The organism is Clostridium sp. KLE 1755 (assembly GCF_000466465.2).
Lineage (GTDB): Bacteria > Bacillota > Clostridia > Lachnospirales > Lachnospiraceae > Eisenbergiella > Eisenbergiella porci.
Genome location: NZ_KE992741.1, coordinates 79,197 through 96,902 on the forward strand (window position 1 = coordinate 79,197; position 17,706 = coordinate 96,902).

Sequence of the window (17,706 nt, forward strand, 5' to 3'; positions counted from 1 at the left end):
GGCCGGCTGCCCCAGCCTTGGACGGCGGGAGGACGGCGCCTGCGCTGATGCGTTTTTCCTGGCGGCAGTGCGTGTGACAGAAGATGGCGGCAGGATGGTGAAAGCGGAGATTCGGGCGGCGAAAACAGAAAGGTGCTGCGTCTATAGTTGTCTGCTGTGGTAAAATAGATGGAACGGAATTTGATTTAAGAAAATATAAAAACAGGAACACAATAAATGTTATACTGTCCTGTTGCTGAAAATAATGGTAAAATATAACTGCTCAGCCGGCAGGTTCATATCCTGTGCCGCCTGTGAAAAAAGCGGTTCGGAAATGTCAGGTTATATAGACATTATACAAATATTATATGAATGTTTTATTGTGTTGCTAACTGGCGTATTCGTTCTGACATTTTATATTGTTAAAAGCGCACTTATATGCACTCAAAAAATAAAAAGGTAAAAAGGAGAACAACATGGAACTTGGAATCAACACGGATTACGAAGCGGAGTACGTAAAAATTGAAGAGATTGAGGAAAGCATCCGCAGGATTGCGGCGGCAGGGTTTTCCCACATGCATTGGTGTTACGAGTGGGACGGCGATTATATTTATTCCCGTTCGGAGATGGAACAGATCAGGGGGTGGATGGATAAGTACGGCCTTAAGGCAAAATCCCTGCATTCAAGTAAGGGAAGCCGGGGAGTCGGCAACGGCCGCATGGATGTGCATTACCGCAAGGATTATACTTCCACGATAGAGTATAACCGGGTTGCCGGGGTGGAGCTTATCAAGAACCGCGTGGAGCTTGCGCATATACTGGGGACCACGGAAATTGTATTGCATATGTATCTGCCATATCTTGATTTTGAGGAAAAACCGGAGACAAAGGAAATTTTTTACGGACAGGCATATAAGTCGCTGGATGAACTGCAGCCCTTCTGCCTGGAGAAAAAGGTGCGCATTTGTATTGAAAATTTATATGAAGCGCCGGGAGAGATGCAGCTTGAGCAGTTTGACAGATTGTTTGCGCGTTATCCGGCGGAATTTTTGGGGCTGTGCCTGGATACCGGACATGCGAACCTGGTATGGGGAAATGAGTTTATTACAAAATTTGCGGATCGTTTCAAGGATCGCCTGTATTCTGTCCATATCCATGACAATTTTGGATGGGGTGGGGGAAAAGGTCATGGCGATGCGCATATGCTTCCCGGGGAATGCGGTATAGACTGGAAAGCGCTGATGGCGGTGCTGAATCAGTCAGCGTATGAAAAACCCTGGGTGATGGAGGTTGTGAAGCCGGCAGGCGAGGACACAATGGACTATCTGAAGCGTGCGTATGAAGCGGGGAAAAAGGTGTTGGCTTAACAGGCAATATAAGAATAAATCAATTTTTTCTGAGAATATATCATTGCTTTGGAAAAATGTCTGTGAAAGAATAGAGGCAGCAGGCTGCAGAAAACAGTTGGAAAACAGTTTTCCCGGCCGGGGCATCCGCCCTTTGGCCGGAAAAGTGCAGAAAAAGAAAATGTGAAAGTTGCTCACAACAGTGTACGGAGGGAACAGAAATGAAAAAACAGGCATTTAATCCTTATCTGCCGTCCTGGGAGTATATCCCCGACGGCGAACCTTATGTATTCGACGGAAGAGTATATGTGTATGGCTCCCATGATCGTTTCCGCGGCCATGCCTACTGTCTTAACGACTATGTATGCTGGTCGGCCCCGGAGGATGATCTGGGAAACTGGCGGTATGAGGGCGTGATTTATAAGAAAACCCAGGATCCGCTGAATCCGGACGGCCATATGTGCCTGTACGCGCCGGATGTCACCGTGGGTCCGGACGGCAGGTATTATCTGTACTATGTGCTGGACAAGGTGCCGGTGGTTTCCGTGGCGGTGTGCGATACGCCGGCTGGCGCTTATGAATTTTACGGCTATGTGCATTATCAGGACGGCGTGCGTCTGGGGGAAAAAGAAGGGGATGAGCCTCAGTTTGATCCGGGCGTGATGACGGAAGGGGACAAAACCTGGCTGTATACAGGCTTCTGCGCCATCGGGGATACCTCCAGGACAGGCCCGATGGGCACGGTTCTGGGGCCTGACATGCTTACCATACTGGAGGGACCGGTAAATATTGCGCCAAGCCAGCCATACAGTAAAGGCAGCAGCTTTGAGGGACACGAGTTCTTTGAAGCGCCTTCCATCCGTAAAAAGGGAGATACCTATTATTTTATTTATTCCTCTATTGCCATGCATGAGCTGTGCTATGCAACCAGCAGGCATCCCATGAAGGATTTTGTTTACGGAGGCGTGATTGTAAGCAATAACGATATGCATATCGATTCTTATAAGCCGGCCGGGAAGCCCATGTGCTATGGCGGAAACAACCACGGCAGTATCGTGGAAATCAATGGGAAATGGTATATTTTCTATCACAGGCAAACGGACGGCACGAATTTCAGCAGACAGGGCTGCATCGAGCCGATTACCTTCCGGGAGGACGGCAGCATTATACAGGCGGAGATCACTTCCTGCGGCGCCAATGGAGGGCCGCTTTTGGGAAAAGGGGAATACCCGGCTTATCTGGCCTGCCATCTTTTCACAAAGGAGGAAGCGTTTACCACAGGAGCGCCGGGTGAATGGATGGACTGCCGTTTTCCGAAGATCACCCAGGACGGCAGGGACGGAGACGAGGAAACCGGATATATTGCCAATATGCGGGACGGCGCCCACGCCGGCTTCAAATATTTTGCCTGTGAAGGCATCAGCCGGGTATCAATCCGGGTGCGCGGCTACTGCAAAGGGGCATTCGGTGTTAAAACTGCCTGGGACGGTCCTGTTCTTGGATGGATCCCTGTGGGATTTTCCAATGTATGGAAAGAATACAGTGCGGACATCAGCATTCCGGACGGCGTGCAGGCGCTCTACTTTGTATATCAGGGAGAGGGCGGGGCAAGCCTGGCTTCCTTTACGCTGGAATAAAATGCCTGGAATAAAATGCTTAAATGATACGCTTTAAGATGACACCGGAAAAGATGCCGGAATAAAGGGGGAGGATGGATATGGGAATGACAGGAGACAGCAGCCCGCTGCTTGCGCCGGTATGGGAAGGGGGAACCATCTGGCGGGAAACCTTTGCCATGATTGAAGAAAACGGGCAGTGCAGCGCCCCGTTTCTTTACAGCCCTGAGAAAATAATCAGGATAGAAAGCTATGACGGAAAAAACGTCTATGAACTAGAACGGGATTGTTTTGTAAAGGATGGAAGGCTGTTCCTTACCCGGGACAGCCGGATCCCGCAGACGGGCTGGGAGACTTTTTATACATCACAGGAGACGCCTTCCTGTGATGGAAAGCCGGGGCCGGATTTCGGACCGGTCAAGACGACGGACGGTAAGTTCCTGAATCTGAGCGCCGTGGGTAATCCGGAGTATATTACCCGCTGGCAGCTGGCAGTTACCTATACCACACAGGAGCAATGGCAGGGCTTCCGGCCCGTATCCGGTATTGAACGGCTGCCCCGGCTGTACGGCAGGCTGAAACGGAAGGAGCCTGTAAAAATTGTCCTTTACGGTGACAGCATATCCTGCGGCTGTGACTGCAGCGGACTTTATGGGCTGGAACCGGGACAGCCGCAGTGGTCCGAACTGTTGATTGACAGCCTGCAGGATTATTATGGCGGGAGCGTGGAATTTATCAATACCTCCGTGGGCGGGACGGATTCGGAATGGGCATTGGAAAATGCCGGGGAAAGGGCGATTTCCCATCAGCCGGATCTGGTTTTGCTGGGCTTTGGCATGAACGACAGGTGTCCGGGCGGAGAGTACCGGGAGAAAACGGAACGTCTTCTGAAAAAAATCGCCGGGGAATGTCCGGATACGGAATATGTGCTTATCGCTACCACCCTTCCCAATCCGCTGGCACATACGGCTCCCATGTATTTCAGCGCCCATCAGGAGGAATATGCACAGAGCCTGTACCCGCTTGCCGGCGCTGGTGTGGTTGTGGCGGATGTACAGGGAGTGCAGAAGGAGCTGATGAAAAGAAAAAGGTATATTGATATTACGGGAAATTTATTAAATCACCCCAATGATTATCTTGCCAGAATACAGGGACAGGTATTGGATACGGTATTAAAGCCCTGACTGTGAAGATGGAAAGCTGTGGCATTTTAGGCAATAACCTGTATTTTCCCGGTTTTTCTGTAAACATGAAATTCATTTGGTTTACAGAAAACAAAGCGAAAAAGTGAATGATCCTTGCGTTATGACGGTAGCAATGCTATAATTCCTTTAAAAATTAGCAATGTGGGGCTGGAGGACTGACTGTTAATGGAATTCGGCTGTGTTTATCGTTAAACTTACTCTTGTTAATTTAGAGAAAGAGAAGGTACATGCAAGGTTATGGTTACGTTAAAGGAAATTGCACAGGAATGCAATGTTTCCGCCACCACGGTTTCAAATATACTCAATGGGAAGCCCAAGGTGAGCGAGGAAACCCGGCTGAAGGTTCTTGATGTTGTAAAAAGAAGGGGCTACCAGCCCAATTATATTGCCCAGGGCCTGAGAAATCAGAAAACCAGGACGATAGGAATCATTGCGGAGGATATTGCGCAGTTCAGTACGCCCGGGATGATAGAAAGCATTATGGCGTTCTGCGAAGAAAAGGGATACCGGACAATTGTGCAGAACCTGCGTCTTTATGCCAGATGGCAGGAGTCCTGGTTCAACAACGAGGAGGCCTACAGATCCGTATTGGAGCCGGCTTTGCAGGAGCTGCGTTCCATTAAGGTGGACGGGCTGATTTATGTGGCCGGACATGCGAGGATCATCCATTTTTTCAAAGAGGATCTTTCCATGCCTGCGGTCATGGCATATGCTTATACGGATTCTCCGGCGGTGCCTGCGGTAGTGATTGAAGACGAGCAGGGCGGTTATGATATCATGAAGTATGTATTGTCCATGGGACACCGCAGGATAGGGATTATCGGCGGCCGTGCTGACAATATACATACCAGGAAAAGGCTTCTGGGCGCCCAGAAGGCCATGTTTGAGGCACAGGTGCTGTATAATCCCGACTGGGTCAGGTACGGCGCATGGGACAGGGATTCCGGTTATGAGATGGCAAAGCCGTTGATTGACGCGGGAGTGACTGCTATTTTCTGCATGGCGGACCGCATGGCGGGAGGCGTATATGACTATCTGGAGGAATGCGGCCTGAAAGCGGGAGTGGATGTGTCCGTGGCGGGCTTTGACAATCAGGATGTGGCGGAATATTTCCGTCCCGCGCTGACGACGATGGCGCTGCCGCTGTCCGAAATAGGGCACAAATCCGCGGAAATTCTGCTGAAGGAAATTGATGGGGAGTGGAAGGCTGCTTCCGGAGGAACGCCGGTGGAAATCGGGGTTCCCTGTACTCTTGTGGTCAGAAAATCGGTGGGGAAAATAGAGGCCTGAAGCCGGCCGGCTCAGCCGGCGCGCCGAAAAAGCTTTACGGGCGCCAAAGACAGCGCACCGGGGACGCTGTCCTGGTAAAAATGACCCTAAGATAATGTTAATTGAAAGCGCCTGTTGATAAGAAATACTGTAAAAACCGAACCTGAGGGATTGCGGATGGAAAATTCCGCAATCCTTTTTTATGCCGCTTTGACCGGATATAACCGGAGCTAAAGCGGCTTTTTTTCGGGTTTTCCTGGCAACAGGGCAGGGAATTGGGTGAATATGCCGGTGGAAGAAGCGGCAGGCGGTTACCGGCCTGTTTAAAGCGGACGGTTAAAAAATGTATGATGGTGTTTAACGTTGTACTATTGTATAACAGACAATACTATATACAATTTGAACAAAAATATCGTTTCGCACACCTGCAAAACCTATGTTAAAATGTATATAATATATAAAAAATGCAGAATATTAAAAGTCTTATTGACAATTACAAGAATAATGATCTATAATCCAACTAAACAAGAGGTTTAACGATAAACAAAAAATGAAACTTTCAGGAGAGGGGAAGAGTGAAAATGAAGTTTTTCCAAAACAAGAAAAAATGGAACTCTTTTAAAATGTTCCTTTACGTTCTGCCTTTTATTGCACTGGTACTGGTTTTTTCATATTATCCGTTATACGGCTGGGTATACGCCTTTTTTGACTATAAGCCGCCCAAGCCCTTTTCCATCCATGATTTTGTAGGCCTGAAATGGTTTAAATCCCTGGTGGAAAACCCGATTAAAATCCAGCAGCTCCTGCAGGTCCTTAAAAATACCTTCGCCATGAGCGGCATTACGCTGGCAACCTCCTGGCTGCCCATGCTGTTTGCAGTATTTATGAACGAGCTGCGGTGCGTGCCCTTCCGGAAGTTTGTGCAGACGGTTACCACGCTTCCCAACTTCATCAGCTGGGTTCTCGTTTATTCCGTAGCGTACAGCCTTTTCAACAGTACGGGTATGGCAAACACCCTGCTGCAGACACTGGGGATTACCACGGAGCCAGTACTTTTCCTCCAGTCCTCGGAGCATGTATGGCTGACGATGTGGCTGTGGCTCACATGGAAGAACCTGGGCTGGTCGGCCATCATGTACATAGCGGCGATTTCAGGAATTGATGATGAAATGTACCAGGCAGCCAAGGTAGACGGCGCATCAAGAATGCAGATGATTTGGTACATCACCATTCCCAGCCTCCTTCCCACCTATTTCGTATTGCTGATGCTCAACATTGCCAACTTCCTTTCCAACGGTATGGAGCAGTACTACGTGTTCCAGAATGCTTTCAACAAAGAAACTATCCAGGTGCTTGACCTGTATGTGTACAATACGGCAATGGGAAGCGGCAGCTATTCCGTATCCGTTGCAATCAGTATGCTTAAGAGCGTAGTCAGCGTCATCCTTTTGTTCTTTGCAAACGGAATGTCCAAGCTGATCCGCGGCGAAAGCTTTCTGTAAGGGAGAGGAGGAGAAAAGATGAGCAAAGAAACGGTTCGCAAAACGAAAATGCATCACAGCTTCGGCGATAACATGCTGGGCGTTGTCTGTTACATCATATTCGCCCTTTGCGCCCTGGTTTGTATTTATCCCTTTTACTATATTTTCATCAACACCATAAGCGCCAATGATTTAAGCGCGCGGGGCGTGATTCTCTTCTGGCCCAAAGGAATCCATTTCCAGAATTATATCAGTGCGCTCCGGATTGACGGCCTTTTCCAGGCTGCCAAGATATCCGTGCTGAGGACGATTATCGGTACGGTAGGCACGGTAGGGGCTTCCGCGTTTCTGGGATTTATGTTCACCCAGGATAATATGTGGCACAGGAAGCTGTGGTACAGGCTGGTGGTGGCTACCATGTATTTTAACGCAGGAATCATTCCCTGGTACCTGACCATGAGAAACCTGCACCTGACCAATAATTTCTGGGGTTATATATTTCCGGCTGTTGTTTCACCGTTTTATATTATCCTGACCAAGACCTTTGTGGAGTCGGTGCCCAAGGAGCTGCAGGAAGCGGCCCAGATTGACGGCGCGGGAATCATGAAAATTTTCTTCCGTGTCATGCTGCCGGTTATCAAGCCCATTATGGCTACCGTAGCTATTTTTTCCGCGGTCAACCAGTGGAACTCCTTCCAGGATACCCTGCTTCTGGTAACTGATACCAAGCTCTATCCGCTGCAGTTCATCCTGTATCAATATCTGAACCAGGCAAGCTCGCTGGCCGGCCTTGCCAATACCAATAACAGCGCGTCCATGGCGGCGGCGGTGGCTACCAGCCAGACACCCACCAGCGTGCGTATGACAGTAACGATTATTGTAGTAATACCGATTATCCTGGTATATCCGATTTTCCAGAGATATTTCGTAAAGGGTATCATGATTGGAGCCGTAAAGGGCTGATCACCGCTGCCGTAAAGGAATTCTGTAAGGAAAGAAACGGGCGGTTTAAAAAGGTAACTGTGAAAAAATGGACAGTTACAGAAAAAGTAAATAACGGAAGGCGGACCTTTTACACAGGGCAGACCTTTTACGGAAGGCATGTCTTCCGTTATACATAGACTCAAAAGGAGGGTTTTTATATGAGAAGGAAACGTTTAGCATCCCTGGCGCTTGCAGCTGTTATGACAGCATCTGTCGTTCTTGCAGGCTGCGGACAGGGGGAAACAACACAGGCGCCGGCAAGCAGCGGCACGGAGCCGGCAGCAGCAGGCACGGAAAGCGGGACAGAAGCCGGTACGGAAGCCGCAGCTTCCCAGGGAGCTGCTCCTGTAGTATCCCATGATACGGAGATGACCATTGAAATCTACGATAAGGCGGCCAACTATCAGGGAATCCAGGCAGGCTGGTTCGGCAAGGTACTTAAGGACAAATTCAATATCCAGTTGAACATCATCGCACCTCAGGTATCCGGAGACGCCAACTCCCTTTATCAGACGCGCAGCGCATCAGGTAATCTGGGAGATATCGTTATCATCGACAACTCCGAAATGCAGGACTGTGTGGAAGCCGGCCTGATCATGGATATCGGCGATATCATCGGCAGTTATGAAAATCTGACAAAGTACAAAGAGCAGATTGACCTGTTCAACGGCACCATGAGCGGTGTGGAAGCGGGAAGCGTATATGCAATTCCCTGTAATATGAACAGCAACGGCCCCACCGCGTTTGTAGGGACAGAAGTGGCAAGTGCCCCCAGGGTTCCGTGGGATCTGTACGAAGGCCTTGGCTGCCCGGAACTGAAGACTACGGACGACCTGCTGAACATGCTGAAGGATATGCAGGATAAGTATCCCACCAATGCGGCCGGGGACAAGGCGTTTGCCATTACCATGTGGAAGGACTGGGACGGCACGAGTATTGAAAATGCAAACCTTCTGACCAACTGGTTCGGACAGCAGGTAAAGGAATCCGTACTGCTTGGAAATGACAATACAATCATGCCTCTGACAGACAAAAACGGCGGCTACTATAAAGCCCTCAAGTTCTTCTTTAAAGCAAACCAGATGGGCCTGGTAGATCCTGACGCTGCCACACAGGACTGGACCACCGCCTGCGACAGCAAGATGAAGCAGAAGAGAGTTTACCTGTTCTGGTATAACTGGCAGAATGGCTTCTGGAACACACCTGAGCATGGACAGAACCGTGAAAACTATATGTACGTACCGGTAGAAGAACTGAATTTCTTCCAGACAGCCGATTCCTATTACGGCGATGGCCGTGTATGGGGTGTTGGTTCCCAGGTTGATGAAGAGAAGAAGTTAAGAATTATGGAACTGCTTGACTGGCTGGCATCCCCTGAAGGACTGACCTATCAGCACAACAGCCTGGAAGGCTTCATTTATACGGTAAATGACGACGGCACCTATACACTGACGAAAGAAGGACAGGATCGTTTTACCGGAGATCTCCAGGTTCCTGAAGAATTGGGCGGCGGCAGCTGGAGCGACGGCAACAACCAGATCAATCAGTGGATTGTAGGAAGCGCAGAAATGAACCCTGTTACCGGAGAATATTTTGAAGCAAATCTGTGGTCCTCTACCATTGAAATGAACCAGACTGCAACCATCAATGAGTGGTCCGAGAAATTCGGGGCCAAAAACGAAGTGGAATATATGAGAAATAAAGGCCAGCTTGGTATGGTCGCCAACGTAAATATTCCTCTTGGAAGCGACAGCACGGATATCGCCCTGGTAAGAAGCCAGTGCAAGAGCGTAGTATGTGACGCTTCCTGGCGTATGGTATTTGCAGCGGACGAAGCACAGTTCGATCAGATGTGGGACGATATGTGCACACAGCTGGAAGGCTTCGGCTGGAACGACCTGGTTGCCTTTGACACTGAGAAATATCAGGCTGTTATTGATGCAAGAAAAGCAGCAGAATAAGAAGAATGGACTTTGAAGCATAAAATAAGGCATAAGCATCATTAAAATGATGAAAAAAGTGGGGGCTGGCGGTTGCCGGCCCCTTTTTTTCCGTAACAGTTCCTGTTACAGGTTTAAAGCTGTGTTTTGGCCCGCGGACAGGAGAATTGATTCATGGAAGTATCGCAGGCAGATCCGCGATATACAGGAGGGAGAAAAAATGAGCCTGAAAACAGTGTACCATCCCTATTTCAAAATAGGCGCGGCAGCGCCCGCAAAGGCTTTTTCCGATGCAAGGGCGCAGGAAGCGCTTCTATGCCAGTACGATTCCTTAACATGCGAAAACGAAATGAAGCCACAGCATCTGTTAGATGAAGAAGAAAACAGGAGAAACCCCGCGGCGCATGACCGCTGTCCCGCAGTCAGCTTTCAGGGAATACGCGTGGCATTGGATTTTGCCAGGGAAAACGGCATGAAAATGCGGGGACATACGCTGGTATGGCATAACCAGACGCCCCGTTGGTTTTTTACAGAAAGCTACAGCGACAGGGAGGATGCGCCCCTTGTGGACAGGGAAACCATGCTGGCCAGGCTGGAAGGGTACATCCGCAGCGTGCTTTGCTTTGTCCAGGAGGAGTATCCGGGAATCATCTATGCATGGGATGTGGTGAATGAAGCTGTGGAAGACGGGGCGCTGCGCAGATCCTGGTGGACGGAAACCGTGGGAGAGGATTTCATCCTGCAGGCTTTCCGGTTTGCCAGGAAATATTGCGCTCCGGGAGTGGATTTATTTTATAATGACTATGATACTTTTGTGCCCTGGAAGAGGGACGTTATCTGTGAGCAGATTTTAAGGCCGCTGATGGCGGAAGGGCTTGTGGACGGCATCGGTATGCAGTCGCATATGACCATGCAGACGCCGTCCTTAGAGGAATATGAGAAGGCGGTTTCCGTATTCGGCGCGCTGGGGCTCCAGGTGCAGGTTACGGAGCTGGACATCCATAATCCGGATCCGTCCCGTCCATCCATGGAAGCGCTGGCTGCACGCTACAGGGAGGTGTTCACCATACTCACCCGGGCAAAAAAGGAAGGGCTTGCGGACATCACCGGAGTCACCTTCTGGGGAATGCAGGATGAAGACAGCTGGCTGACCGGCTTTCGCAAGGAAAGAAGCTATCCCCTTCTGTTCGCTGACGGCTTTCGCCCCAAAAGCGCTTATCAGGCGGTGCTGAGCGTGCCCGGAAGAGTGGAGGAGGACGGACAGGAACGCCTGCCGGGCGGGGAGCGGTTTGCTTTCTGGGAAAAAACGCCGGTTTTTACCAGGGAATATCATGTGAACCCGTCGCACCCTCAGGCCGGTGATGAAAATGACGGCAGCCCGGAGCATCCCTTTGCCACTATTCAGGCGGCGGCCAATCTGGCCGGGCCGGGAACGAGGGTCTGGATACACGGCGGCGTCTACCGGGAATGCGTCCGGCCTGTCAGAGGCGGGAACGGCCCGGAGGAAATGGTGAGCTTTGAAGCTTTCGGGGACAGCGAGGCAATTATCAAAGCTTCTGTAATTGCGGATACTTTCAGCGTAAGCGAAGGCTGGAATCTGCGCATCCCCGGCATGGGGAAAAACCTGCCGGAGGGAATGCGGATCTGGGAAACCAGGCTGAATCCGGAGGAGTTTAAGGGCTATAATCCCTTCTGCGCAGTTAACATCCTACATGACCGCCTTTTTATCGAATATGAAAAAACAGACATGACCACCTATTTAAACCGCAGAGGCATGGTATTCTGCGATGGGAAGCCGTTAAAGCAGGTGGCGCTGTATTATCAGCTGGGAGAGACGCCCGGTTCCTATTGGGTGGAGGCCAACGGACAGACCGTGCATTTCCGTCTGGAGGATGACGGGGATCCGGCGGAGCATCTGATAGAGCTTACCTGCAGGGAGCAGTGCTTTGCTCCCGAGGTGCCGTTCCTTTCTTACATCCGGGTGAAGGGGCTGACCTGCGCTCACGCGGCCACCGGCGCCCCGGTTCCCCAGAGGGGAGCCATATCCTGTTATCGGGGACACCACTGGATTATTGAGGACTGTAAAATTGACTGGTCCAACGGCGTGGGGATCGATATCGGAAATGAATGCTGGCACCACACCTATGATCCGGATCAGGTGATCGGCCATACGGTGATCAGAGGCTGTGAAATAAAGGATGTGGGAGTCTGCGGCATCGCGGGCATGTTTGCCACGGATCTGCTGATTGAGGACAATTATATAGAAGGAACCGGCTGGCAGAAAATGGAGCTTTCCTGGGAAGCAGGGGGCATCAAAGTACATAACAGCGTCAACAGCCTGATCCGACGCAATATTTTTACCAGGACCTTCCGTGCCGACCATCTGTGGATGGATGTGGGAAATGAAAACAACAGAATCACCCGGAACCTGTTCCTGGACGGACTGGAACAGCGGGAAGCGATTTTCATAGAATGCTCCAGGGACGGCATCAACCTGATAGACAACAATATTTTCTGGAATGTGGAAGGCAGGTTCCGTCCGGAGGATGTGCCGGCAGAGCCGGGCTCCACGGGCTGGTACAAGATGGAGGAAAAGGGAGTTGTCAACGGATATGCGGTTTACGGGGAAGGAACGGATCGTCTGCATGTGGTGAACAATCTGATCGGAAGATGCCGCAGCGCGGGATATTTTGTCAAGCCGGTGGCCTTCCGCATTGCCGGAAACGGCAGGGGCGGAACCTCCAGGGAGGCCAGGATTATGAACAACCTGTTCTATGACTGCGGGGAGGCGGCAATCAAATTCCCGACCAGGGACAACGATTCCCAGGGCAATCTGTATGTGAAAATGCCGGGCGGTTATCTGCGGATTCTGTATCCCGCACCGGAAAACTGTCTGGATTTGGATGCCTGGAGGGAATTTTACGGCTTTGACAGGGAAGGGCAGGCGGGCTGGTTTAACGTCAATGTGGATACCGAAAAGCTGACTCTGGAATTTGCCGGGGCGGACAGCCTGCCGGAGATGAGGCATCACGGAACCGGAAGACAGAAATACGTGACAAAGCCGGAGGAGGTGCTTCCGGTGGCTGCTTCCATGGAAACCGCGGATGATTTTTACGGTCCATATTATGGGGATTGCCGGGTGCCCGGGCCTTTTGCAAAGCTGGAAGAAGGGAAAGTATATGAGCTTGACCCGAGAAAATACAGGAAGTAAGGAGTCATTATGGAAGTCAGAAATCCGATTATCGGAGCGGATATGCCGGACCCTGATCTGCTCCGGGTGGGGGACACCTACTATATGGTATCCACTACCATGTTTTACACTCCCGGAGCGCCGATCCTTCGTTCGAAGGATCTGTGTCACTGGGAAATCGTTTCCTATGTGTTTGAAACGCTGGAAGACAACGGGATTTACCGTTTGGAAAACGGCAGGAACGCCTATGGAAAAGGGCAGTGGGCCACCAGCCTTACCAGGCACAATGGACGCTTTTACGCCTGCTTTGTCAGCCATGATTGCGGGAAAACCTATATTTTTTCTACGGATGATATAGAAAAGAGCGGCTGGGACAGGGCGGAAATCGGGGAGGTGTTCCACGATATGTCCTTCCTGTTCTGGGAGGGGCTCCCCTATCTGGTGTATGGGAACGGGAAAATCTGCATCGTGGAGCTGGAGCCGGATCTGGGTGGCGTCAGGGAAGGCGGAATGCGCAGGGTGCTTATTGAAACAAAGAAGGAAGGCATGCGGCTGCGCTGCGAGGGCTGCCGGGCGCTTGTAAGGAATGGTTTTCTCTACCTGCTGTTGATTGACTGGCCGCAAAACGGCGGGCGCAGGGAGGTATGCTACCGTTCCCGCAGCCTGGAGGGACCTTTTGAATTCCGGGTGCTGATGGATGATGACTGCGGTTTTTCCGGACATGGCGTGGCGCAGGGCACTTTGATTGACAGCGAGGCGGGAGACTGGTATGCCATGCTGTTCCAGGACAGGGGCGCTTCCGGACGGATACCGTTTCTGATGCCTGCGCGCTGGGAGGATGACTGGCCGATCCTGGGAATGGAAGCACAGGAGGAAGGAAAGGGCGCGGGCAGGATCATTCCGGCGCATTTCCCGGTGCCTTTTGCCCCTTATCCGGCCCGGCCGCTTGTTATCAGCGACAGCTTTTGCCATGAGGAAAACAGGCTGGCGCTTCCCTGGCAGTGGAACCATAATCCCATCCCGTCCTGCTGGTCGTTTACGGCCCGGCCCGGATGGCTGCGGCTGACAACAGGCCATGTGGCCGCCGGACTGACTGACGCCAGGAATACCCTGACCCAGCGGACCCTGGAACCGGGCTGCGTCTGCCAGGTGACACTGGATTCCTCCGGCCTGAAGGAAGGGGATTATGCCGGACTGTGCGCGCTGCAGGGGCGGTACGGGCAGATAGGCATTGCCGTGGAAAACGGGAAGAAAAACCTGCTGTATCTGCAGAAAGCTGCAGACGGCGGCATTCTGGAATTCAGGAAACCGATAGAAGAGGCGGTTGTTGAGCTGCAGATAGTATTTGATTACAGAGAACGCGCGGATAAGGCATATTTTGCCTTCCGTCAGGCGCCGGGTGACTGGGAGACGGTGGGAAGTCCGCTGGATATGGTTTTTACACTGGATATGTTTGTAGGATACCGGATCGGAATTTTCTGTTATGCCCTGAAAAGTACGGGAGGGCATGGAGATTTCAGGGACTTTTCGGTAAAAGGGCTGTGACGGTCCGGCAAGGGACATATCCGTACCGGGCAGCGCCTTTTGCGGGCGGCGCTTTGGAGCGGCCGCAAAGGAGCGCCCGGCGGAACAAGGAAAATGACAGAAGGAAAAAGGAGAGGCAGGAAAGTGATTACATTATATATTAACGAGAATAAAAAACTGGGACACATCAACCCGGAAATCTATGGACATTTCAGCGAGCATCTGGGTAGATGCATCTATGAAGGGCTTTATGTGGGAGAAAATTCCGAAATTCCCAATGTGAACGGCATGCGCACTGACGTGGTGGAAGCGTTAAAGGAAATGAAGGTTCCGGTACTGCGCTGGCCGGGCGGCTGCTTTGCGGATGAATACCACTGGAAGGACGGCGTGGGCCCGAAGGAAAAACGGAAGAAAATGGTGAACACCAACTGGGGCGGCGTCACCGAGGATAACAGCTTCGGCACCCATGAATTTTTTGAGCTGTGCGAACAGCTGGGCTGCAAAACCTATGTGAACGGAAACGTGGGAAGCGGCTCTATACAGGAGATGAGCGAATGGGTGGAATACATGACCCTGGACGGCGTGTCCCCCATGGCGGACTGGCGCCGGGAAAACGGCAGGGAAAAGCCCTGGAGAGTGGATTATTTCGGCGTGGGCAATGAAAACTGGGGCTGCGGCGGAAACATGACGCCGGACTATTATGCCCAGCTGTACCGCAGATACCAGACCTACATCCGCTGCTATGACCGGACGGCCCCAATTTTCAAAATCTGCGGCGGGGCCAACGCGGACGATTATGAATGGACGGACACGGTGCTGCGGGAGTGCTTCAGAAGCCCTGCCCCTGCGGAGGCCCACGGTTTTATGGACGGCCTGTCCGTACACTATTATGCGGGCGTGGAAAAGGGACTGCATAAGGGAAGCGCCACGGAGTTTGGCGAAGAAGCCTGGTTCAATACCCTGTCCAGGGCTTACGGAATTGAAGAAGTGCTCATGCGCCACAGCGCTATCATGGATCACTATGATCCGGAGAAAAAGATCGGCATGATGGTGGATGAATGGGGCTGCTGGCATGATGTGGAGCCGGGCACAAATCCGGGCTTTCTGTATCAGCAGAACACCATGCGGGATGCGCTCACCGCAGGCGTTTCCCTGAATATTTTCAATAAGCACTGCGACCGGATTAAAATGGCCTGCATCGCACAGATTGTAAACGTGCTTCAGTCCGTAATCCTGACGGAAGGGAAGAAAATGCTGCTCACACCCACCTACCATGTATTCCATATGTATAAGTATCATCAGGATGCGGATCTTGTGGAAAGCTGGCTGGAGGGAGCGGGCAAAACCGGCGTGAAGGAGACGGAAATGGTGCCGGAGGTACAGGAATCCGTTTCTGTGGATGAAAACGGCGTGCTGACCGTCACCTTAAACAACCTGTGCACGGAGGCGGAAAAGGAAATAGAACTGGTGCTGACCAAAAAGAAACCTGCGCATGTAAGCGCCCGTATTGTACATGGGAAGATGCAGGCTTATAATAGCTTTGAGGAGCCGGAGCGGGTAACCGAGGAAGACTTTACTGATTTCCGCCTGACGGACAGAGGGCTTACCTTTACCATCCCGGCCTGCAGCGTGCTTATGTTCAGAGTGGAAATGGAGGGGTGAATTAATGCTTAAAACAGTAAAGACGGAAAACGGATATGTGCGCGGCATCCCTGCGGCGGATCCCCGGGTAATTTCCTTTAAGGGAATTCCCTTTGCCGCCCCGCCGGTGGGAGATCTGCGGTGGAGGGCGCCGCAGCCTGCCAAAGACTGGGAAGGAGTCAGGGACTGCCTGGAATTTGCGCCCATTTCCATGCAGAGCATCCCGGGGCTGAATGAAGAAAATATTTATACAAGGGAATGGAATGTGGATCCCACCATTCCCATGAATGAAGACTGCCTGTACCTGAATGTGTGGACACCCGCTGTGAGCGAAACGGATAAGCTGCCCGTGTATGTATGGTATTTTGGCGGCGGGCTGCAGTGGGGAAACCCTGCGGAAATGGAGTTCGACGGAGAGCGGCTGGCACGCCGCGGCATTGTGGTGGTGACGGTAAATTACCGGCTGAATGTGTTCGGCTTCCTGGCGCACCCGCAGCTGTGGGAGGAATCGCCCCAGGCGCCCGCCAATTTCGGAAATCTGGATCAGCAGTACGGCCTGTTCTGGACGAAGCGGAATATTGCGGCGTTCGGCGGGGATCCGGAGAATATTACCATCGGCGGACAGTCGGCGGGCGGCGGAAGCGTCCTGACCCAGCTGAACTGCCTGAAAAATGAAGGCTACATACAGAAGGCCATCGTGGAGAGCGGTATTTTTCATGATCCTTTCGTGGATCGCATGAAGCTTTCCAGAGAAGAGGCTCTGGATCAGGGAAGACGCTTCCTGGATTTCCTGGGTGTAAAGACCATTGAGGAAGCAAGGACGCTTCCCGCGGAGTATATCCGGGATAAAAACGATGCCTTCGGCGCGTTCTGGGGCACCATTCCCGACGGCGTATATCAGACCGATACCTACTGGAACAACATGGCGGCAGGGAAATTCCTGGATGTGCCGATGATGACAGGCTTTACCAACAACGAATTTCTGACCATGCCCCAGGCGGAAACAATGGAGGCGCTGAAAAAAGAGGCGCAGGAAAAGTTTGGGGACAGGGCAGAAGAGTTTCTTTCCCTTATTAAGGCGGAGGAAGGCCTGAAGGCGGCAAAGGAAAACTGCCTGGTCAATTCCGTGGAGATGGGAATCCGCAGAATGTGCGAGGTCCGCAGGGCGGCAGGAGCCGTGCAGCCATGCTATGTGTATGAATTTGGCCCCGAGATCCCCGGATGGGATCAGCCGGGAGCCTTCCATTCCTCCGACCTGTGGTTCTTCTTTGAAACCCTGGCAAAATGCTGGCGGCCCTTCACCGGAAAGCATTATGATCTGGCCCGGCAGATGTGTAACTACTGGGCGGAGTTCATTAAAAAGGGAGATCCCAACGGCGCGGATGCGGACGGCGCACAGATGGAGCGCTGGGAGGCGTTTTCCCGGGAGGATTGCGAAATGATGACCTTCTTCGAAAAGCCGGCGGCGGAAAAGAAGCCGGCAGGGGAAATCATGGCTTTCCTTACAAAATAGGAAAAGATAAGCTGCACG

11 protein-coding genes are annotated in these 17,706 nt (G+C 51.7%); all 11 read left to right on the plus strand.

Translation table 11 applies throughout. From position 1 onward, the window contains the following. Positions 1-455 precede the first annotated feature (455 nt). Positions 456-1,346: a sugar phosphate isomerase/epimerase family protein gene (locus HMPREF1548_RS20775; protein WP_021638514.1), complete on the plus strand. Its 891-nt coding sequence runs from the start codon at positions 456-458 to the stop codon at positions 1,344-1,346. Between the two features lie 200 nt (positions 1,347-1,546). Then, complete coding sequence (locus HMPREF1548_RS20785; RefSeq protein ID WP_021638516.1) at positions 1,547-2,962, plus strand: family 43 glycosylhydrolase; 1,416 nt, start codon at positions 1,547-1,549, stop codon at positions 2,960-2,962. Between the two features lie 80 nt (positions 2,963-3,042). Further along, positions 3,043-4,125, plus strand: coding sequence for an SGNH/GDSL hydrolase family protein (locus tag HMPREF1548_RS20790; protein ID WP_035323208.1), 1,083 nt, complete (start codon positions 3,043-3,045; stop codon positions 4,123-4,125). Positions 4,126-4,383: 258 nt separating this feature from the next. Next, on the plus strand, positions 4,384-5,436 hold the full coding sequence (locus HMPREF1548_RS20795; protein ID WP_021638518.1) for a LacI family DNA-binding transcriptional regulator: 1,053 nt from the start codon (positions 4,384-4,386) through the stop codon (positions 5,434-5,436). 560 nt (positions 5,437-5,996) lie between these two features. Next, complete coding sequence (locus HMPREF1548_RS20800; RefSeq protein ID WP_021638520.1) at positions 5,997-6,917, plus strand: ABC transporter permease subunit; 921 nt, start codon at positions 5,997-5,999, stop codon at positions 6,915-6,917. An 18-nt stretch (positions 6,918-6,935) separates the two neighbouring features. After that, positions 6,936-7,859: a carbohydrate ABC transporter permease gene (locus HMPREF1548_RS20805; protein WP_021638521.1), complete on the plus strand. Its 924-nt coding sequence runs from the start codon at positions 6,936-6,938 to the stop codon at positions 7,857-7,859. Between the two features lie 179 nt (positions 7,860-8,038). Beyond that, a complete protein-coding gene (locus HMPREF1548_RS20810; RefSeq protein ID WP_021638523.1) occupies positions 8,039-9,841 on the plus strand; it encodes an extracellular solute-binding protein in 1,803 nt (600 codons plus the stop codon). A gap of 199 nt (positions 9,842-10,040) precedes the next feature. Continuing rightward, entirely contained in the window at positions 10,041-13,031 is a 2,991-nt protein-coding gene (locus tag HMPREF1548_RS29150; RefSeq protein ID WP_276945753.1) for an endo-1,4-beta-xylanase, read from the plus strand. A gap of 9 nt (positions 13,032-13,040) precedes the next feature. Further along, the gene (locus HMPREF1548_RS20820) at positions 13,041-14,555 is read left to right on the plus strand and encodes a glycoside hydrolase family 43 protein (RefSeq protein ID WP_021638525.1); all 1,515 of its coding nucleotides are present in this window, start codon (positions 13,041-13,043) and stop codon (positions 14,553-14,555) included. A 123-nt stretch (positions 14,556-14,678) separates the two neighbouring features. Then, complete coding sequence (locus HMPREF1548_RS20825; RefSeq protein WP_198168663.1) at positions 14,679-16,196, plus strand: alpha-N-arabinofuranosidase; 1,518 nt, start codon at positions 14,679-14,681, stop codon at positions 16,194-16,196. Between the two features lie 4 nt (positions 16,197-16,200). Further along, positions 16,201-17,688 (plus strand): carboxylesterase/lipase family protein, encoded by a 1,488-nt coding sequence (locus HMPREF1548_RS20830; RefSeq protein WP_021638527.1) that lies wholly within the window; start codon positions 16,201-16,203, stop codon positions 17,686-17,688. The last annotated feature ends 18 nt before the right edge of the window (positions 17,689-17,706 follow it).